Origin of the sequence: Cribrihabitans pelagius (genome assembly GCF_048820915.1) — a bacterium.
Classification (GTDB): domain Bacteria; phylum Pseudomonadota; class Alphaproteobacteria; order Rhodobacterales; family Rhodobacteraceae; genus Cribrihabitans_A; species Cribrihabitans_A pelagius.
In genome coordinates, this window is the sequence record NZ_JBMERR010000021.1 from 1 (window position 1) to 18,810 (window position 18,810).

The 18,810-nt window shown below is 65.5% G+C and carries 15 protein-coding genes, 3 tRNA genes and 1 pseudogene; 4 read left to right on the forward strand and 15 right to left on the reverse strand.

The features are described 5' to 3' along the window. Positions 1–121 precede the first annotated feature (121 nt). A pseudogene (locus ACOHX0_RS17215) lies at positions 122–730 on the forward strand (DDE-type integrase/transposase/recombinase); the annotation flags it as partial. Positions 731–921: 191 nt separating this feature from the next. Here ACOHX0_RS17215 and ACOHX0_RS17220 read toward each other — a convergent pair. Next, entirely contained in the window at positions 922–1,062 is a 141-nt protein-coding gene (locus ACOHX0_RS17220; protein WP_420678380.1) for a hypothetical protein, read from the reverse strand. Positions 1,063–2,011: 949 nt separating this feature from the next. Continuing rightward, the gene (hisA, locus tag ACOHX0_RS17225) at positions 2,012–2,734 is read right to left on the reverse strand and encodes a 1-(5-phosphoribosyl)-5-[(5-phosphoribosylamino)methylideneamino]imidazole-4-carboxamide isomerase (RefSeq protein ID WP_420678381.1); all 723 of its coding nucleotides are present in this window, start codon (positions 2,732–2,734) and stop codon (positions 2,012–2,014) included. 168 nt (positions 2,735–2,902) lie between these two features. On the opposite strand from hisA, the gene ACOHX0_RS17230 reads away from it, so the two are divergent. Further along, positions 2,903–3,298, forward strand: coding sequence for a DUF2147 domain-containing protein (locus tag ACOHX0_RS17230; RefSeq protein WP_420678382.1), 396 nt, complete (start codon positions 2,903–2,905; stop codon positions 3,296–3,298). Positions 3,299–3,300: 2 nt separating this feature from the next. Here the strand turns inward: ACOHX0_RS17230 and ACOHX0_RS17235 are convergent, their stop codons facing one another. The 4 genes from ACOHX0_RS17235 to hisB all read right to left on the reverse strand — a co-directional run bounded on the left by ACOHX0_RS17235 (position 3,301) and on the right by hisB (position 5,697). Beyond that, the gene (locus ACOHX0_RS17235; protein WP_420678455.1) at positions 3,301–3,552 is read right to left on the reverse strand and encodes a WGR domain-containing protein; all 252 of its coding nucleotides are present in this window, start codon (positions 3,550–3,552) and stop codon (positions 3,301–3,303) included. A gap of 127 nt (positions 3,553–3,679) precedes the next feature. Next, positions 3,680–4,216 carry a peroxiredoxin-like family protein gene (locus ACOHX0_RS17240; protein WP_420678383.1) on the reverse strand — a complete coding sequence of 179 codons (537 nt, stop codon included), beginning with the start codon at positions 4,214–4,216 and terminating at the stop codon, positions 3,680–3,682. A 197-nt stretch (positions 4,217–4,413) separates the two neighbouring features. Beyond that, positions 4,414–5,052 (reverse strand): imidazole glycerol phosphate synthase subunit HisH, encoded by a 639-nt coding sequence (gene hisH, locus ACOHX0_RS17245; RefSeq protein ID WP_420678384.1) that lies wholly within the window; start codon positions 5,050–5,052, stop codon positions 4,414–4,416. Positions 5,053–5,109: 57 nt separating this feature from the next. Continuing rightward, positions 5,110–5,697 (reverse strand): imidazoleglycerol-phosphate dehydratase HisB, encoded by a 588-nt coding sequence (hisB, locus tag ACOHX0_RS17250; RefSeq protein ID WP_420678385.1) that lies wholly within the window; start codon positions 5,695–5,697, stop codon positions 5,110–5,112. Positions 5,698–5,872: 175 nt separating this feature from the next. Here hisB and ACOHX0_RS17255 point away from each other — a divergent pair, with 175 nt between their 5' ends. Beyond that, complete coding sequence (locus tag ACOHX0_RS17255) at positions 5,873–6,112, forward strand: Lrp/AsnC family transcriptional regulator (protein WP_420678386.1); 240 nt, start codon at positions 5,873–5,875, stop codon at positions 6,110–6,112. A 213-nt stretch (positions 6,113–6,325) separates the two neighbouring features. Here the strand turns inward: ACOHX0_RS17255 and ACOHX0_RS17260 are convergent, their stop codons facing one another. The 9 genes from ACOHX0_RS17260 to ACOHX0_RS17300 form a co-directional block, all read right to left on the reverse strand. Next, positions 6,326–7,720 (reverse strand): aminotransferase, encoded by a 1,395-nt coding sequence (locus ACOHX0_RS17260; RefSeq protein ID WP_420678387.1) that lies wholly within the window; start codon positions 7,718–7,720, stop codon positions 6,326–6,328. A gap of 128 nt (positions 7,721–7,848) precedes the next feature. After that, positions 7,849–7,923 (reverse strand) — tRNA-Gly (locus ACOHX0_RS17265). Between the two features lie 180 nt (positions 7,924–8,103). Then, a tRNA-Gly gene (locus ACOHX0_RS17270) sits at positions 8,104–8,178 on the reverse strand. Positions 8,179–8,269: 91 nt separating this feature from the next. Beyond that, positions 8,270–8,683, reverse strand: coding sequence for a very short patch repair endonuclease (locus ACOHX0_RS17275; protein WP_420678388.1), 414 nt, complete (start codon positions 8,681–8,683; stop codon positions 8,270–8,272). Continuing rightward, positions 8,668–9,570, reverse strand: coding sequence for a NaeI family type II restriction endonuclease (locus ACOHX0_RS17280; RefSeq protein ID WP_420678389.1), 903 nt, complete (start codon positions 9,568–9,570; stop codon positions 8,668–8,670). The genes ACOHX0_RS17275 and ACOHX0_RS17280 overlap by 16 nt, the downstream gene beginning before the upstream one ends. A gap of 57 nt (positions 9,571–9,627) precedes the next feature. Beyond that, a complete protein-coding gene (locus tag ACOHX0_RS17285) occupies positions 9,628–10,587 on the reverse strand; it encodes a DNA cytosine methyltransferase (RefSeq protein WP_420678390.1) in 960 nt (319 codons plus the stop codon). 133 nt (positions 10,588–10,720) lie between these two features. Then, positions 10,721–10,795, reverse strand: a tRNA-Gly gene (locus ACOHX0_RS17290). Between the two features lie 475 nt (positions 10,796–11,270). Continuing rightward, positions 11,271–14,711, reverse strand: a complete 3,441-nt coding sequence (locus ACOHX0_RS17295) for a pyruvate carboxylase (protein WP_420678391.1) — start codon at positions 14,709–14,711, stop codon at positions 11,271–11,273. 326 nt (positions 14,712–15,037) lie between these two features. Beyond that, positions 15,038–16,183 carry an alpha-hydroxy acid oxidase gene (locus ACOHX0_RS17300; RefSeq protein WP_420678392.1) on the reverse strand — a complete coding sequence of 382 codons (1,146 nt, stop codon included), beginning with the start codon at positions 16,181–16,183 and terminating at the stop codon, positions 15,038–15,040. A gap of 144 nt (positions 16,184–16,327) precedes the next feature. On the opposite strand from ACOHX0_RS17300, the gene ACOHX0_RS17305 reads away from it, so the two are divergent. Then, the gene (locus ACOHX0_RS17305) at positions 16,328–18,697 is read left to right on the forward strand and encodes an ATP-dependent helicase (protein WP_420678393.1); all 2,370 of its coding nucleotides are present in this window, start codon (positions 16,328–16,330) and stop codon (positions 18,695–18,697) included. The last annotated feature ends 113 nt before the right edge of the window (positions 18,698–18,810 follow it).

Consider the following 18,810-nt stretch of genomic DNA (forward strand, 5'->3'; position numbering starts at 1 on the left):
TTTGACGGACACGTCCAGACCAACATAATGCAACATGGTCGTTCTCCTTCACGGCTGGTTTTGCTGAGGCCGATCTTATCGGACCTCGTTCGCCCTGGGAGAGCGGCCGCCGCAAACACACCATGTCTATCGCATCATGAAAAACAACAACCTGCCGTTGGAGCGATCCGGGTTCGACCGGCCCCAGCGCACCCATGACGGTAAGGTCGTGATGATGCGCTCGAACTTGCGCTGGTACAGCGATGGGCTGGAATTCACCGGCTGGAATGGTGATGGCATCCGGGCAGCCTTCCGGACCGATGCCCATGACCGCGAGATCACCTCCTGGCGGGCCGTGGCAAATGCCGGGATCAGCGGGCCGGATGGGCGCGACATGCTGCTGGAGGCTGTCGAGAAACGCTTCGGCACATACCGCGCGCCCGAGGTGATCGAGGTGCTCTCCGACAGCGGCAGCGCCTACACGGCAAAGGACACCCGCATCTTTGCCCGCCAGCTCGGGTTGAAGCCCTGCTTCACTCCGGTGGCCAGCCCGCAGTCCAGCGGCATGTCAGAAGCTTTTGTGAAAACGCTGAAGCGAGACTGCGTCCGGGTCAATCCACTGCCTGACGCTGAAACAGTTCTGTCACTGAAAGGAAGATGGATCGAAGACTATAACGAAAACCATCCGCCTTCCGGCTTGAAATGGCGCTCGCCCCGCGAGTTCTTTAGAGCCAAACCCGAAACCTCTTAGGTGTCCGGTCAAACGGGGGCTGGATCAAGCGGCTGGCTGCGGCGTCATATCCAACGCCATCCATGATGACGAGGAAGACTTTCTTGTCCATGGCTAGAGTGTCTCCGGTCGGGCCGCCGTTCGGCCGGGATAAGGGGGTGGTCTTTGACCGCCGCAGGCGTCCGCGTCGAGCATCTTGAGGCGGTTGGCCCTCACCAAAAGCGGAAGCTGGCGTAGGTCTGTTTCAGCACCGCCTTGGCCGTGAGGCCGGCCGCCACCCCGGCGCGGTCGATGATCTCTATCACGCCGCGGGTCGGGCTGTTGACCGCCCCCGACTGGATGCGCCCCAGCAAGATGGCGTCCTCGGCGGTTAGGCCTCGCCGCGGTGGATGGTCACGCCCGCGATCCGACAAAGCCCAGCTCGCGGGGGGCTGAGAGCGTGCGGCTATAGCTGCGGATAGCGGAAGCGGCTTTTTCAAGGCCTGCCTCGGGGCAGGGTCCTTGAAAGAGCTGGTGGCGATGTTGCCCGGAGACGCTGGTCGCCGATCTGCGCGAAAGACTTCTGACAGCGTGTGCCGCCGCGTGTGGCTGGCCGCGCTGGCGTTCTGCAAAACGGATGTGCATCCAGACAGTTGCGGCCGGACGGCGAAAGCGGCTGCGGCACGCGTTACAAAAGTTTCACCGAACCTCCTAAGAAACGCAGCGCTGCACGCCGTATTTCAATGTCCGGTACCCGGACAGTCAGTATGACCCGACCGGTATTTCATGATTCGAACATCAATCTCGCCTCGCTGGCAGCCTTCGATGCCACCGCGCGCCACCTGAAATTCTCCAATTCCGCGCAGGAACTGGGCTGACGCAGCGCACGGTCCCGATCCGGATCAAAAAGCTGGAGCGGCAGCTGAACGCCAGCCTGTTCGGACGCCGCGGCCGCACCTGGTGCTGACCGGCGAGGGCCACGCCTGCCACCCGCATGTGGCGAGGCGCTGGAAATCCTGTCCACCGCCGCCGGCCGGATGTTCTCGGGCGCGGGGTGCAACCGGGTGTCGCTCGCCTGTTTGTCGCCCGCCCTGGCCGGGCAGTGGCTGAGCCCTTTGGTGCCGGGGCTTTGGAGGGAGATCTTGGCGCCGCGGCTGAAAGCCGCCCGCCCGCTGGCCAAACGCGCCGCGCGCTGGCTGCTGGAGCGGGCAGGCGAAGCGGTGCCAGTGTATTGACAAGGGGGAGGGGGCTTTGCCCCCTCGCGCCTTGCGGCGCTCACCCCCAGGGTTTTTCGGGTCAGAAAGCAGCTGAAAGGGGGATGGGTCAGCTTTTCAGGACGGCAAGCGCCTCAGCCAGGTTGATGGCGCCATCGTAGAGCGCGCGGCCGGAGATTGCGCCGTTGAGCGGTGCGCCGCAGGCCTTCAGGGCGCGCAGATCGTCGAGCGAGGAAACCCCGCCCGAGGCGATCACCGGGATCGACACCGCGTTGGCGAGCGCCGCGGTGGCTTCCACGTTCGGGCCCTTCATGGCGCCGTCGCGCAGGATGTCGGTGTAGATGATCGCGGCCACGCCTGCGTCCTCGAAGGAGCGCGCCAAGTCGGTGACCATCACGTCGGTCTCCTCGGCCCAGCCCTTGGTCGCCACCTTGCCGCCCCGGGCGTCGATGCCGACCGCGACCTTGCCGGGGAATTCCCGTGCCGCTTCGCGCACCAGGTCCGGGTTTTCCACCGCGACGGTGCCCAGGATTACCCGGGCGAGGCCCTTGCCGATCCAGCGCTCGATCGTGGCCATGTCGCGGATTCCGCCGCCGAGCTGCGCGGGCACCTGACACTGTTGCAGGATCTCCTCCACCGGGGCGGCATTGACCGGCTCGCCCGCGAAGGCGCCGTTGAGATCAACCAGATGCAGCCACTCGCAGCCTGCCTCTACAAACTCCAGCGCCTGGGCAGCGGGGTTGTCGTTGAACACGGTGGTCTTGTCCATGTCGCCATGCAGGAGGCGCACGGCCTGGCCGTCCTTGAGGTCGATTGCGGGATAGAGGATCATCTGCGCTTTCCTTGCCAATGCTGCTGCCCCCGCGTTTTGCACAAGCCGGGCCGGGATTGCAACGCGACCCGAGGTCAGCCTTGCCCGGTCGCGGAGAGGCGGGACAGACTGGCCCTTGCGAGGCAGGCCGCATTGGAACGGCCGCCTGCAAACAGGGAGAAAGACAGCATGAAACGAGTGGCAGCGGCAATGGCGGTGGCCGTGGGGCTTGCCGGGCTGGCGGGCGCGGCGGCGGCGGACCCGGTTCTGGGGCTTTGGAAGACCCAAGCCGACGATGGCTCCTACGCCCATGTGGAGATGGAGAAATGCGGGTCCGCGGTTTGCGGCAAGATCGCCCGCACCTTCAATGCCTCCGGCGAGTACCAGTCGCCCAACATCGGCAAGACCCTGGTGATCGACATGGCGCCGAAGGGCGGCGGCTCCTATGCGGGCAAGGTCTGGCGGCCCTCCAACGGCAAGATCTACATCGGCAAGATGGACCTGGCGGGCAACAGCCTGGCGCTGCGCGGCTGCGTCGCGGGCGGGCTGATCTGCTCGAAACAGACCTGGAGCCGGGTGGAGTAAGCCTAGAGCAGCCCCAGCTGCACCGGGATCGGCACGAAGCCCTGGCTGACCTGCCGGTCCCGCGCGGCCTCGAACAGCTCCAGTGCCTCGGCGTGGCTCGCGAAATAGGCGCGCTTCTGCTGGCCGCCCGCTGCGCCGATCGGCCCCGAGGCGCGCTCCACGCACCATTCGCCGAACAGCGTCCGGCTGAGCTGCAGCACACAGTAGCGGTGGCGGCCGGCATGGTGGTCGAATTTTTCGAAACGGATCTGCACGGGGTAGGCGGCCTGGATCTGGGGAAATCGGGTCCGCCCCATATGCCTGCTGTCCGCCGCCCTGTCCATCGCTGACGAGGGGGCGGGGCGGCGGCCGCCGCCGCCGCCCCGCTTTGCGGCAAGGATGTCAGAGTTCGCCGGCGTACTGGCCGCGCGCCGGGTAGTCTTTTTCGACGATGAAATCCACCGCCGAGACCAGCTCCTCCACCGGCGGGCGTGCGAAAGGCATGGTCTGAACGCTGCCGAAATAGAGCGTCTGATCCGGCCGCACCAGGAACAGGCCGGGCTCGGAGAACAGTTCCGGCTCCTCCACCCCCACCGAGGTCTTGCCGCGGGAGGTCGAGATGTAGAGCCCCCAGTTGCGCGCCTCGGCCAGCGGCAGATCGTAGGCCAGGCGCAGCGCATCGGCGCCGATTTTCTCCGCCATCTCGCGTGCGCGGTCTTCGCCATCGGCGCTGATCGCGACGCAGGCGACACCGCGCTTTTCAAACTCGCCCACTTTTTCTTCAAACGCTTTGAGGTACTTGATGCAGATCGGGCAGTGCAGCCCGCGGTAGAAGCACAGCAGCGTGCCGGTGGTAGCGGTTTCAGCCGAAAGGTCGAAGGCACCGCCGCCGAGCAGCGGCAGTTTGAGGTCTGGGGTCTTCTGGCGGGGAATCAGCATCGGGCTCTCCTTTGGTTCACGCGATGCTGTCTTGTGGCAGCATCGGGGGCGTGCCGGGAGCGGCAATGCGGCGCTGTCACCCGAAAGTGATGGGCCGCGCGTCCGAGGCTGCGGCAGAAGATGGAAGTATTTGGGAAAGGAGGAAGGCGGCGGCAGTATTCGTCACCGCCGCCGGACGCGCTTGTCTTCGCGGCGGCTCAGGGCGCCCAGGTCAGGAAGTTGGCAATCATGCGCAGGCCGACCTCCTGGCTTTTCTCCGGGTGGAACTGCATGCCCAGCATGGTGCCGCGGCCGATCACCGCGGTGACGTCGCCGCCGTATTCCGCATGGGCCAGCCGCTCGGCCGGGTTGGAGGCAAGGTAGTGGTAGGAGTGCACGAAATAGCAGTGATCGCCGCTTTTGATGCCGTCGAAGACCGGGTGGGGATGATCGATCACCAGGTCGTTCCAGCCCATGTGCGGCACTTTCAGCGCGGGGTCCGAAGGCGTGATCTTCACCACGTTGCCATCGATCCAGCCGAGACCCGGGGTCTCCTCGTATTCATGGCCGGTGGTGGCCATCAGCTGCATGCCGACGCAGATGCCGAGAAAGGGGCGGCCCTTCTGCTCGACCGCCTCCACCATGGCCTCATAGATGCCCTTGTGGCCGCGCAGCTCCGCCGCACAGGCGGGAAAGGCGCCGTCGCCGGGCAGCACCAGCCGGTCGGCCCGGGCCACCACATCGGCCTCCGAGGTCACCACGACCTCGCCCGCGCCGGTTTCGCACGCCATGCGCTGGAAAGCCTTCTCGGCGGAATGCAGGTTGCCGGACTCATAGTCGATGATGGCGGTCAGCATGGCGTGTTTCTCCGGTTTTCGAATGGTCTTGCGGCCCGTGCGCGGAGCGGCACGGCCTTACAGAGCACCCTTGGTGGAAGGGATGGCGTCGGCCTTGCGCGGGTCGGTCTCCACCGCCAGGCGCAGGGCGCGGGCGACGGCCTTGAAGGCGGCCTCGGCGATGTGGTGGCTGTTGAACCCGTGCAGCTGGTCGATGTGCAGGGTGATGCCGCCATGGGTGCTGAGCGCCTGGAAAAACTCGCGCACCAGCTCGGTGTCGAAAGCGCCGATCTTGGGGCTGGGCAGCGTAACATTCCAGACCAGGTACGGCCGCCCCGACAGGTCCAGTGCGCAGCGCACCTGGGCGTCATCCATCGGCAGGTGGCATTCCCCGTAGCGGCGGATGCCGGTCTTGTCCCCCAGCGCCTGGACCAGCGCCTGGCCGATAGCAATGCCGGTATCTTCCACCGTGTGGTGGTCGTCGATGTGATAGTCGCCCTTGGCGCGGACCTTCATGTCGATCAGCGAATGCCGCGCCAGCTGGTCCAGCATATGGTCGAAGAAGCCAACCCCGGTCTGGTTGTCATAGACCCCGGTGCCGTCGAGGCTGATCTCGACCGAGATTTCGGTTTCCGCGGTCTTGCGGGTGATCTGGCTTTTGCGCATCTGCGGTTCGTCCTTGCTGTCCTGCGCCGCGCTTATAGAGCCGGGGCGGGGGGCGGCTCAAGGGCGGCGCGGCGGTTTCGCCCGATCTGTTGCCCTCAGCCTGCGCACGGGATTGCGCCGGGCCGCCCGGCATGCCAGCTTGGAGCGCAAAGCAACCCCTTCGAAAGAGGCGCAAATGTCGACCTGCGTATTCATCCAGATCCGCTGCAAGCCGGGCACCACCTACAAGGTGGCCGAGGAGATCGCGCTGCGTGAAATCCACTCCGAACTCTATTCCACCAGCGGCAATTTCGACCTGCTGATGAAGCTCTACATCCCCTCGGATCAGGACGTGGGCAAATACATCAACGACCATCTGCTGAATATCCCCAACATCGAGCGCTCGCTCACCACGATGACCTTCAAGGTGTTCTGAGCCGCGAACTGCCGCCGCGCCGTGCGGCACAACAGTATGCGCTTTCCCCTTTGCTTGCGCGCAGGGCAAAGCCTGTGTGCGAGGCGCTGCCTCGCGCTCCGGGGTATTTGAGGACAGAAAGTGGGGCAACCCGCCTGGCGCCGCCCCACTTTCTGTCTGGAAATACCCTGGGGGAATTGGCCGGAAGGCCAAGGGGGAAAAGCCCCGGTCGCCTCAGCCCGCCAGGATGCCCTCCGCTTTCAGCATCTCATAAGCGCGGTCCACCGCCCGCTTGGCGCGGCTCAGCATCTCGTCCACCTCTTTGCGGGTGATGATCAGCGGCGGGCAGAAGGCGAGCGCGTTGCCCGCAACCGCGCGCAGGATCAGGCCTTCCTCCTGGCAGGCCTTCACCGCCGCTGTGCCGCCCTTGCCGCCGGGAATGGTGACGCCGGTGGTCTTGTTCGAGACCAGCTCCAGCGCCGCGATCAGGCCCTTGCCGCGCACTTCGCCGACCAGCGGGTGGCCTTCGAAGATCTCGCGCAGCTGGGCCTGCATGTAGGCGCCCACTTCGGCGGCGTGTTCGAAGATGCGGTCGCGCTCGTAGATCTCCAGCGTCTTCAGCGCCGCGGCGCAGGCAGCGGGGTGGCCGGAATAGGTGTAGCCATGGCCGAACACCCCGACCTCGTTGGTCTGATCCACCATCGCCTCGTACATCCAGCCGGGGATCACCGCGGCCGAGATCGGGAAATAGGCCGAGGACAGCTGCTTGGCAAAGCTCATCAGATCCGGCTTGATACCCATGCTGGTGCAACCGAAATCCGCGCCGGTGCGGCCGAATCCGGTGATCACCTCATCGGCCCAGATCAGGATGCCGTGTTTGCGCAACAGCGCCTGCAGCTGCTCGTAATAGCCCTCCGGCGGCACGATCACGCCGGAGGCGCCGGTGATCGGCTCCACGATCATTGCCGCGATCGTATCGGGATCTTCGGCCAGGATCTGCTTTTCAAGGTTGCCGATGATGCGGTCGGTGAACTGTTCCTCGGTCTCGTTACCCTTGCGGCCGGTGTAGAAATGCGGCGCGTCCGAGCGCAGGATCGAGAGCGCCTCCAGCGGCGCGTCGAAATGCGCCAGATTCGCAGGCAGCGACGTCAGCGAGCCCGCCGCCACGGTGACGCCGTGATAGCCGCGCTCGCGGGTGATGATCTTGCGTTTTTCCGGCTTGCCGATGGCGTTGAAATAATAACGCAGCATCTTGTAGTGGGTGTCGTTGGCGTCGGACCCGGAACTGCCGAAGAAGATATAGGCATCCTCTACCGGCACCATGGCTTTCAGCTTCTCGGCCAGCTGCATCACCGGCTGATGCGTCTTGCCGCCGAACGTATGCGCGTAGGGCAGCGTGTTCAGCTGATCGGTGATCGCCTGGATCACCTCCGTGTTGTCATAGCCCAGCGAGGTGCACCATAAGCCGGCAAGCCCCTCGATGTACTGTTTGCCGTCCGAATCGTAGACGTAGATGCCTTCACCGCGCTCCAGGCAGAGCTGCTCGGTCGCGGTGAAGTTGGTGGTGGGATAGATGACTGGGGCCATGGCTGCACTCCTGAGGCTGGCCGCGCGCGGGCGGGACTTCATTGGGGGTAGCTTTGGCGGGAAAGCGGGGGGACGTCAAAGGAATTTGATCAAAAAAATTCAGAGGGTGAATTGCGCCAAGCCAAAACGCGAAAAGCCGCCTCGAAGGGCGGCCTTTTTGGAATTCCAAATGGAGCGGGCGATGAGATTCGAACTCACGACCCTTACCTTGGCAAGGTAATGCTCTACCCCTGAGCTACGCCCGCGCTGCCATTTGGTGAGGCGGTGAATAGGAAATACCGCGGCTGCCTGCAAGCGGAAAATGAGAGGATGGTGCATTTTCCCAGTCTGCCAGGCGGTCTTTGCGGCCTGAATGAGGAAACGGCAAAAGCGAGGGCGTCAACAGGAAAGGCCACCCCGGAGGGCGGCCTTTTCACTGGTCCGGATGGAGCGGGCGATGAGATTCGAACTCACGACCCTTACCTTGGCAAGGTAATGCTCTACCCCTGAGCTACGCCCGCGCTGCCGTCCGGTGAGGCGGTATTTAGGCAATCGCGCCTGAGGCTGCAAGCGGAAACTTAAAGGGGGCAGCGGCGGATTCCGCGAGCCCGCTCAGCCCTCGCCAGCGAGGAAATCCAACAAGCGGCTGCGCAGGGCGTCGAGATCTTTGGTCTCGCATTCCCAGATTGTCAGCACCTTCCAGCCCGCCGCGTTGAGCGCAGCGAGATGGGCGGCGTCGCGTTCGGCATTGCGCCGCAGCTTGGGTTCCCAGTAGTCCCGCCGTGAGGAGGGCACACGCCCGCCGCGGCAGCTATGCTGATGCCAGAAGCAGCCATGCACGAAGATCACCTTGCAGCGTGGTCCGAACACCAGGTCGGGCTTGCCGGGCAGGTCCTTGCGGTGCAGCCGGTAACGGAAGCCGAGCCCGTGCACCATCCGGCGCACCAGCATTTCGGGCTTGGTATCCTTGGCGCGGATCTGCGCCATGTTGGCGCTGCGCCGCTCTGGTGTCAGCTTGTCGGCCACGGCAGGGCATGTCCGGATTGTTCGGCCATGCGCGCATGATAGGCGTTTTCTACCCGGCAGGAAATGAACTCGGCATTGCTGCAGGCCGGCAGGTCAAGCGCCTTGATCAGTTGGGTGTCGAATTGGCCCGACAGCAGCAGGATGCCATCGCGCGCCAGGATGTCGCGCGTGCCCCGGCCGTTGTCCGAGCGGATGCGGCGCATGAAGTCCTTCTGCTGGGCCACCGCCTCCACCACGTCGCGGGCAATGGCGCGGCGCTGGACCAGACGGAACAGGGACGCCATGCGCACGTTGCCGGTTTCGCCCGCGAAGATCTGGCTTACCGCGTCCTCCGGCACCGTGCGCCAGAAATTGGCCGGGTAGGGATGGTCCTGCAGCAGCCAGAGGATATCGGCAAAGCCCTCCGCCGCGACGGCGCGTTTGGCGTCCTTGTTCTGGCTGCGGGTGAGATAGGCGGGCCGGGCGATGATCAGCCCGAGGTAGCAGCGCGCCCGCACCTCATCCGCGGCGACCAGCAGGCAGGGCGCGTCCAGCGCCTCGGTCGGAATCATCCAGGTGCTGCCCATCGTGTGCTTGATGTCGACGTCCTGGCCCAGGATCTCGGTATCCAGCCGGCCGGGGTGCAGTTGCAGCAGCGCGCGCAGCTCAATCTCCACGCGGGTGCCGATATAGGTCTTCTCGGTCTTTTCCAGCGAGTCATAGCTGCGCCGCCCGGTCTTGGGCGTCATGATCACGTTGTCGATGCAGTCGCGCAGCATCGACGGAAACGCCTCGGCCAGCGCGAGGGGACCGCCCGCGCGCCGGGTGACTTCCGCCGCAAGCTGCGACAGCAGCGGAAAGTCCGGGTGGCCGGGGACGACCCGGCTGGGCGGGAGTTTCTGTTTCAAAGCTTCGGTCCTCGCCTGGCTGGTGGCCGAGGCAGTGCAGCGGTCACGAAGGGCGCCTTACGCCCGCACGGCATGCAGCTTCGGCTTGGCAATCGCCGCCTTCAGCTCACGTGCCACCGCCTCGGCCACCGGCGGCGGGAAAGCATTGCCGACCTGGCGGTAGGCGTTGGTCTTGGCGCCGGTGAAATGCCAGGCATCCGGGAAGCCCTGGATGCGGGCCACCATCCGCACGGTGAGCCGCGGCATGTCGTTGTGGAACGGATCCGGCGCTTCATAGGCAATTGTGCGCCCCTCGACACCCAAGGCTGCCCAGGCCCGGCGCGCCCGCGTCGGGCCCAGATCCGGACCGCCATGCTTTTTGGAGCCGCCGACGATAGTGGGGGCGATCTCATCGGCCTTGGCGGCCCAGTCATCGGCACCGCGCCAGCCGCGTTCCTTCATCAGGTCGAGAAGCGTTTCGCCAACTGTGCGGGGGTTGTGCGGCAGCAGCTCCGGCCAGTTGAACTGGCCCGCATATTCCTTGCGCAGCGCCACAATGGCGACCCGCGGGCGCAGCTGCGGCACCCCGAAGTCCGAGGCGTTAAGCAGGCGCCAGTCGGTCTCGTAGCCCAGCTTCGACAGCTGCTTCTTCAGCTTCTCGCGGTAGTCGTGAAACACCGCATCGAGGAAGCCGCGCACGTTCTCGATCATCACCGCGCGGGGGCGGGTGGCATCGACGATCTCGATTGCATCGTCAAAGAGGTTGCGCTCGTCCTTCTCTCCCAGCTGCTTGCCCGCCACGGAAAAGGGCGGGCAGGGCAGGCCGCCTGCCAGCAGGTCGATGCCTTTGTAGGCAGCGGCATCTTCCTTGAAGCGGCGCACATCCTCTTCCAGCACATTCCATTGCGGGCGGTTGTGGCGCAAGGTGGCGCAGCAGTGCTTGTCGATCTCGACCAGGGCGGTGTGGCCGAAGCCGGCCTTTTCGAGGCCCAGGGCCTGGCCGCCGGCCCCAGCGCAAAGTTCTACCGATGTCAGCATGCCGTCCTGCCCGTCCGCTTCCGTTCCCGCTCTGTTCCTAGCGGCATTGATGATTCCGCACAAGGCTCAGGCTAGGGGTTATTCCTGAAACACGAAAGGCCACCCTTATGGGTGGCCTTTTCGCCGGTTCGAATGGAGCGGGCGATGAGATTCGAACTCACGACCCTTACCTTGGCAAGGTAATGCTCTACCCCTGAGCTACGCCCGCGCTGCCATTCGGTGAGCGGTGAAATAGGCGCTTGCCGCGCGGGCTGCAAGGGGAAAGTTCGCGCCTCTTGAAAAAACTTCGGGCTGCCGCGGCGGAAACAGCTGACCTGTGCGTGGAAGGCGGCAACAGCTGGCACAAGAGACAGAGGCAGAGGCCATGGTGACGAATGATATCTTGCGTATCGGCAGCCTGGCGGCGGCAATTGCCCTAGGTTGCATACTGCCGGGTAAGACGCCGGACGGCGCGGCTCCGAGTTTCGAAAGCATCAGCCCGCCTCCGGTTGCGGCGGTGAAGCTGCCGCAGGCGGCGGGCCGCAAGGCCTGATCCCTGGGGCGCCGTTCTTCGGCGCGAAAAGCGGCCCGGAAAACGCGTGTTTTTCCGGTGTCGCCCGGCTGCGATGACCTGCCTGCGAAAGAAAAGGCGCCGTGCCCGGGAGCACGGCGCCTGTATCAGGGCGCTTGGCGTCCCCGGAGCCTTATTCCAGCTCGACGAGCAGGTCCTTGGCGTCGATTTGGGCGCCGGGCTGCACGTGGACGGCAGAGACCACCGCGTCGCGCTCGGCGTGGATGCCGGTTTCCATCTTCATCGCCTCGATGGTCAGAAGCATGTCGCCTTCCTTCACCTTCTGGCCCGGCTGCACCGCGACCGTGGCCACCACGCCCGGCATTGGCGCGCCCGCGTGGTTCGGATTTCCGGCTTCGGCCTTGGGCCGCACCTCGGCCGAGGCCTTGACCAGGCGGTTCGGCACCCGGATCACCCGCGGCTGGCCGTTCAGCTCGAAGAACAGCTTCACCTCGCCCTTTTCGTCGGTGTCGCCGATTGCCTGCAGGCGGATCTCCAGCGTCTTGCCGGGGTCGATTTCGGCGGTGATCTCCTCGCCCGGCTCCATGCCGTAGAAGAAGGTCCGCGTCGGCAGCGTGCGCACCGGCCCGTACTGGCGGTGGCGGCCCATGTAGTCGAGGAAGACCTTGGGATACATCAGGTAGCCGTTCAGGTCCTCGTCATCGACCTTGTAGCCCTCGAGTTCCCTGGACAGCTCCTTGCGGGTTGCCTCCAGGTCGACCGGCGGCAGGTGCGCGCCGGGGCGCTCCAGGTTGGGGGCCTCGCCCTTCAGCACCTTTTTGACGATCCCTTCCGGGAAGCCGCCGGGAGGCTGGCCGAGGTTGCCGCGCATCATGTCCACCACCGAGTCGGGGAAGGAGACATCCGTATTCGGGTCTTCGACTTCTGCCCGGGTCAGACCCTGGCTCACCATCATCAGCGCCATGTCGCCCACTACCTTGGACGAGGGCGTCACCTTCACGATGTCGCCGAACATCTGGTTCACGTCGGCATAGGTGTGCGCCACCTCGCTCCACCGGTCCTCCAGCCCCAATGAGCGCGCCTGCGCCTTGAGGTTGGTGAACTGGCCGCCGGGCATCTCGTGCAAGTAGACCTCCGACGAAGGCGCCTGCATGCCGGATTCGAACGCCGTGTAATGGCCGCGCACATGATCCCAGTAGTCCGAGATCTCGCGCACAGCACCGATGTCGAGCCCGGTGTCGCGGTCGGTGTGGCGCAGCGCCTCGACCACGGTGCCGAGCGTCGCCTGCGAAGTGTTGCCCGAGAACGCATCCATCGCGCAGTCGACCGCATCGACGCCCGCCTCGGCGGCGGCGAGGATGGTGGCGACGGCAACGCCCGCGGTGTCATGGGTGTGGAAGTGGATCGGCAGGCCGACCTCCTCCTTCAGGGCCTTGACCAGCTGGCGCGCGGCGACGGGTTTCAACAGCCCCGCCATGTCCTTCAGCCCCAGCACATGCGCGCCTGCGGCTTCCAGCTCCTTGGCCATGCCGACGTAGTATTTCACGTCATACTTGGCGCGCGCCGGGTCGTTGATGTCGCCGGTGTAGCAGATGGTGCCTTCGCAAATCTTGCCGCTTTCGACCACCGCATCCATGGCGACGCGCATGTTCTCCACCCAGTTCAGGCTGTCGAAGACGCGGAAGACGTCGATGCCCTTGGCGGCTTCTTTCACGAAGAACTGCACCACGTTGTCGGGATAATTGGTATAGCCCACCCCGTTGGAGCCGCGCAGCAGCATCTGGGTCATCAGATTCGGCATCCGGTCGCGCAGGTCGCGCAGGCGCTGCCAGGGGCATTCCTGCAGGAAGCGGTAGGCCACGTCGAAGGTTGCGCCGCCCCAGCACTCGACCGAGAACAGCTGCGGGAGGTTCTGCGCATAGGCCGGGGCCACCTTGATCATGTCATGGCTGCGCATGCGCGTTGCCAGCAGCGACTGGTGCCCGTCGCGCATGGTGGTGTCGGTGATCAGGAGCTGGCGTTGCGCCTTCATCCAGTCGGCCACCGCCTGCGCGCCCTTCTGCTCCAAGAGGTTGCGGGTGCCGTAAGGCGTGTTGCCCGGTTCCACCTTGGGAGCGCGCGGCTCCTTCAGGTCGGGCGAGGGCGCGGCGCGTCCCTCGGTCTCCGGATGGCCGTTCACGGTGATGTCGGCGATATAGGTCAAGACCTTGGTGCCGCGGTCGCGCCGCTTCTTGAAGTGGAACAGGTCCGGTGTCTCGTCGATGAACTTGGTGGTGTATTCATTCGACAGGAAGGTCGGGTGCTTCAGCAGGTTCTCGACAAAGGCGATGTTGGTGGAGACCCCGCGCACCCGGAATTCGCGCAAGGCGCGGTCCATGCGGGCAATCGCCTTCTCGGGCGTCGGCGCCCAGGCGGTGACCTTGGTCAGCAGCGAGTCGTAATAGCGGGTGATCACGCCGCCCGCATAGGCGGTGCCGCCATCCAGACGGATGCCCATGCCGGTGGCCGAGCGGTAGGCGGTGATGCGGCCATAATCGGGAATGAAGTTGTTGAGCGGATCTTCGGTGGTGACCCGGGTCTGCAGCGCGTGGCCGTTGAGGCGGATCTCGTCCTGGCTGGCTTTGCCGGTGGCCTCGGCCAGGCTTTTGCCCTCGGCGATCAGGATCTGCGCCTGCACGATGTCGATGCCGGTTACCTCTTCGGTGACGGTATGCTCCACCTGCACCCGCGGATTCACTTCGATGAAGTAGAAGTTGCCGGATTCCATATCCATCAGGAATTCGACGGTACCCGCGCATTCATAGTTCACATGGGCGCAGATCTTGCGGCCAAGATCACAGAGCTCCTCGCGCTGCGCGTCCGAAAGGTAGGGCGCGGGCGCGCGTTCCACGACCTTCTGGTTGCGGCGCTGAACCGAGCAGTCGCGCTCCCACAGGTGGTAGATCTCGCCATGCTTGTCGCCGAGGATTTGCACCTCCACGTGGCGGGCGCGGGTGATCATCTTTTCCAGATAGCCTTCGCCATTGCCAAAAGCGGCTTCTGCCTCGCGGCGCCCCTCAAGCACCTTTTCCTCCAGCTCGTCCTCGGAGTGGATCGGCCGCATGCCGCGGCCGCCGCCGCCCCAGCTGGCCTTGAGCATCAAGGGATAGCCGACCTCGGCCGCTTCCTTGCGGATCGCGTCCATGTCGTCGCCCAGCACCTCGGTGGCGGGGATCACCGGCACCCCGGCTTCGACCGCGACGCGGCGGGCCGAGGCCTTGTCCCCCAGCGCGCGCATGGTTTCCGCCTTGGGGCCGATGAAAGTGATGCCGTTGCGCGCGCAGGCATCGACAAAATCCGGGTTCTCCGACAACAGGCCATAGCCCGGGTGGATCGCATCGGCGCCGCTTTCCTTGGCGACGCGGATGATCTCGTCGATCGAGAGGTAGGCGGCCACCGGCCCCAGCCCCTCACCGATGCGGTAGGCTTCGTCGGCCTTGAAGCGGTGCAGGCCGAGCTTGTCCTCCTCGGCGTAGACAGCGACGGTGCGCTTGCCCATCTCGTTGGCGGCGCGCATCACGCGGATCGCGATCTCGCCACGGTTGGCAATCAGGATTTTTTTAAAGTCGGTCATGTCACCCTCGGGGTCCGTGCAAGTTGGTGCAGTGTTAGGCGGATCATATCGGGAGGTATATCAGCAGTTCTGGGTATTTCCGGCATGATTGCGCTCTCAAGCGGCCTGTTGGTTGCTTCTGGGCCTGCGAAATCAGGGCTGCCGTTCGGGATGGCGGCCCGGCGGGAAGGGCAGCCTTCGCAGGAATGTTGCGGAAACCTTACAGCCGCGTCGCGGTTTTGTAACCGATTTCGCCGCATTGCAGCGGAAAATTTCGCTCTGCACTGCGGCATTTCGGCGCGTTTTTCGGGCAATGGGCAAATTGCACTCCGGGGAGCGCCCGGATTTCAGTCCACGCGTCTCACCTCAAGGTTGCGCGCGCCATTCAGGCTGGCTAGACCAAGCTGGCCCATGTTGGCTTCCAGATCGCGGGCCAGCACCTCGGTCAGATGCGCAGGGCCTGCCGGGCCAAGGGCCGCCAGCGCGTAGTGGAAGCCGCGGCCCAGCATCACGAAATCCGCCCCCAGCGCCAGCGCGCGCAAGATGTCCAGCCCGCCCTCGACGCCGCTGTCGAAGATCACCGGCAGGTCGACCGCCGCGCGGATTTCCGGCAGCAGGTCTATCGCTGCGGGGCAGCCGTCGAACTGGCGGCCGCCGTGGTTGGAGACCCAGACCGCGTCCGCTCCCGCCTCCTGCAGGCGCACGGCATCCCCGCCGCGCAGCACGCCCTTCACCACCAGCTGCCCCGGCCAGTTGCACCGCAGCCACTCCATATACGCCCAATCGGGCGAGGTGCGCAGCAGGTAGCCGATATGGGCAGTGGAGGGCAGACTGGCGCGCGGCTCCCCGATGTATTTGTCGAGCGTGCGCATCCGCGGCATCCCCTGCTGCGCCATGCCGATAGCCCAGGCCGGCCGCCGCGCCACCTGCGCCAGCAGCCGCGGTGTCAGCCGTGGCGGCTGAGTCAGGCCCGAGCGCGTCTGCCGCTCCCGGCGCGAGGCCACCGGCACATCCACCGTCAGCACCAGCGTGCCAAACCCCGCATTCCGGGCCCGCTCCAGCAGATCGCTGCGGATCGCTTCATCCTTGGGCGGGTAGAGCTGGAACCAGCCATGCGCGCCCAGATCGGGCGCCAGTTCCTCCGGCGTGCGGCTCGCCACGGTAGAGAGGCAATAAGGCAGCCCCGCCTTAGCGGCGGCGCGCGCGAGCAAGCGTTCGGCATCGGGCCAGATCAGCCCCGACATCCCCACCGGCGCAATCCCGAAGGGCAGGGGGTGCGCCTCTCCCATCAGCCTCACCGACAGATCCGGCTGCACCGGCCCGTGCAGGATCGAAGGCAGCAGTCCGATCCGGTCCAGCGCGCCTCGGTTGCGCGCCTTCGCGGCCTCCGCCCCGGTGCCGCTGTCGAGGTAGTCCCAGACAAAGGCAGGCAGCCGCCGCTGCGCGCGCGTCTTCAGATCGGAAAGGCCGGGGTAGCGCTGATGCAAATCCATGCGCGCATTAGCGGGGCGCGCTTTGCGAATGTCCAGTCCCGCCGGAACGGCCGCCGCAGCCAGCCATGCAACCGCCGCAAAGCTTGCGAACAGAGTGTGAACGTCCCCTTCCCGCCGCTGCTGAATCACGTTAGGATCACGGCCATGAGCAGTTTTGACGAAATGGACGCCTTTGAGGGCGCTTCGCTGTCGGCCCGTGCCATGCAGGCGCGGCCGATGCCGTATCTGGACAGCCTGAACCCGGCACAGCGCGAGGCGGTCGAATGCCTCGACGGGCCGGTCCTGATGCTTGCAGGCGCGGGAACCGGCAAGACCAAGGCGCTGACGGCGCGGATCGTGCATCTGCTGACCACCGGCCGCGCGCGCCCGAACGAGATTCTGGCGGTCACCTTCACCAATAAGGCCGCCCGCGAGATGAAGGAGCGCGTCGGCGCCATGCTGGGCCAGGCGATCGAGGGGGTGCCGTGGCTCGGTACTTTCCACTCGATCTGCGTGAAGCTCTTGCGCCGCCACGCGGAGCTTGCCGGGCTGAAGTCGAATTTCACCATTCTGGACACCGACGACCAGATCCGCCTGCTGAAGCAGCTGATCCAGACCGCGGGCATCGACGACAAGCGCTGGCCCGCGCGGATGCTGGCGGGCATCATCGACGACTGGAAGAACCGCGCGCTGACGCCGGAAAAGCTGCCCGCGGCCGATGCCGGCGCCTACAACAACCGCGGCCCCGAGTTCTATGCCCTGTACCAGACCCGCCTGCGGGAGCTGAACGCGGTCGATTTCGGCGACCTGCTTCTGCATATGGTCACCATCTTTCAGGACAACCCGGATGTGCTGGCGCAATACCAGCGCTGGTTCCGCTATATCATGGTGGACGAATACCAGGATACCAACGTGGCGCAGTATCTCTGGCTGCGGCTCCTGGCTGGCGGTCACAAGAACATCTGCTGCGTTGGCGATGACGATCAGTCGATCTATGGCTGGCGCGGTGCCGAGGTCGGCAACATCCTGCGCTTCGAGAAGGATTTCCCCGGCGCCATGGTGGTGCGGCTGGAGCAGAACTACCGCTCCACTGGGCATATCCTAGCCGCCGCGTCCAACGTGATCCGCGGCAATGCCGGGCGTCTGGGCAAGGAGCTGTGGACTGATGCCGGCGATGGCGAGAAGGTCCGCCTGATCGGCCATTGGGACGGCGAGGAAGAGGCCCGCTGGATCGGCGAAGAAATTGAAGCGATGCAGCGCGGCACCCGCGGCCAGGCGCCGTTGGGGCTGGATCAGCTGGCCATTCTGGTGCGCGCCTCCCACCAGATGCGCGCGTTTGAAGACCGGTTTCTGACCATCGGCCTGCCCTACCGGGTGATCGGCGGCCCGCGCTTCTACGAGCGGCTCGAGATCCGCGACGCGATGGCCTATTTCCGGGTTGTGGTCTCGCCCGACGACGACCTGGCGTTTGAACGCATCGTCAACACACCGAAACGGGGCTTGGGCAACAAGGCGCAGCAGACCATCCAGGGCATCGCCCGCGAAAACGGCGTGCCGCTGGTCGAGGGCGCGCGGCTGGCGGTGGAGAGCGGGCTGATCAAGGGCAAGGGCGGCAGTGCCCTGCGCCAGCTGGTGGAGGGCATCGCCCGCTGGGGCCGCATGGCCGGCGACGCGGACATGACCCATATGGAGCTGGCCGGGATCATCTTGGACGAGTCGGGCTACACCGCTATGTGGCAGAACGACAAGAACCCGGATTCGCCCGGCCGCCTGGAAAACCTCAAGGAGCTGGTGAAGGCGCTGGAATCGTTCGAGAACCTGCAAGGCTTCCTCGAACACGTCAGCCTGGTGATGGACAACGACAAGCAGGACGCCGACCAGAAGGTCTCGATCATGACGCTGCACGCGGCCAAGGGGCTGGAGTTTCCCGCGGTCTTCCTGCCGGGCTGGGAGGACGGCCTGTTCCCCTCGCAGCGTTCGATGGATGAAAGCGGCCTCAAAGGGTTGGAGGAAGAGCGCAGGCTGGCCTATGTCGGCATCACACGGGCGGAGCAGATCTGCACCATCTCCTTTGCCGGCAACCGCCGGGTGTTCGGCCAGTGGCAGTCGCAGCTGCCGTCGCGCTTCATCGACGAGCTGCCGGAGGAACACGTCGAGGTGCTGACCCCGCCCGGGCTGTACGGCGGCGGCTACGGCGCTGCGGCCCCCGGTGCTGCAACGGCTGGCGGCCAGGTGAAATCCAGCATCGAGGAGCGCATGGCCTCCGCCGATGGCTACAATTCGCCGGGCTGGAAGCGGATGCAGGCGCGCGCGGGCCAGCGCGGGCTGAGCCAGCCGAAGGAAAGCAAGCACCAGGTGATTGACCTCACCGCGACTTCCAGTTTCACGCTGGGCGAACGGGTGTTCCACCAAAAGTTCGGCTATGGCGCCATCACGGGTATCGAAGGCGACAAGCTGGAAGTGGATTTCGAGAAGGCCGGCGTGAAGAAGGTCGTCGCCCGCTTCGTCACCGCCAGCGGCGACGTGCCGTTCTGAGGCATGGCCTAAGACATTGACGGATCGGATCGCGCAGCGATCCGATCCGGGCGCGGGGGGGGGGGGGGGGGGGGGGGGGGGGGGGGGGGGGGGGGGGGGGGGGGGGGGGGGGG

Bases quoted from the DNA above. Each gene is read 5' to 3' on its own strand.
- hisA (WP_420678381.1), bottom strand. From the start codon at position 2,734: ATGATCCTCTATCCCGCAATCGACCTCAAGGACGGCCAGGCCGTGCGC.
- ACOHX0_RS17230 (WP_420678382.1), top strand. From the start codon at position 2,903: ATGAAACGAGTGGCAGCGGCAATGGCGGTGGCCGTGGGGCTTGCCGGG.
- ACOHX0_RS17240 (WP_420678383.1), bottom strand. From the start codon at position 4,216: ATGCTGATTCCCCGCCAGAAGACCCCAGACCTCAAACTGCCGCTGCTC.
- hisH (WP_420678384.1), bottom strand. From the start codon at position 5,052: ATGCTGACCGCCATCATCGACTATGAGTCCGGCAACCTGCATTCCGCC.
- hisB (WP_420678385.1), bottom strand. From the start codon at position 5,697: ATGCGCAAAAGCCAGATCACCCGCAAGACCGCGGAAACCGAAATCTCG.
- ACOHX0_RS17255 (WP_420678386.1), top strand. From the start codon at position 5,873: ATGTCGACCTGCGTATTCATCCAGATCCGCTGCAAGCCGGGCACCACC.
- ACOHX0_RS17260 (WP_420678387.1), bottom strand. From the start codon at position 7,720: ATGAAGTCCCGCCCGCGCGCGGCCAGCCTCAGGAGTGCAGCCATGGCC.
- ACOHX0_RS17285 (WP_420678390.1), bottom strand. From the start codon at position 10,587: ATGCTGACATCGGTAGAACTTTGCGCTGGGGCCGGCGGCCAGGCCCTG.
- ACOHX0_RS17295 (WP_420678391.1), bottom strand. From the start codon at position 14,711: ATGACCGACTTTAAAAAAATCCTGATTGCCAACCGTGGCGAGATCGCG.
- ACOHX0_RS17300 (WP_420678392.1), bottom strand. From the start codon at position 16,183: ATGGATTTGCATCAGCGCTACCCCGGCCTTTCCGATCTGAAGACGCGC.
- ACOHX0_RS17305 (WP_420678393.1), top strand. From the start codon at position 16,328: ATGAGCAGTTTTGACGAAATGGACGCCTTTGAGGGCGCTTCGCTGTCG.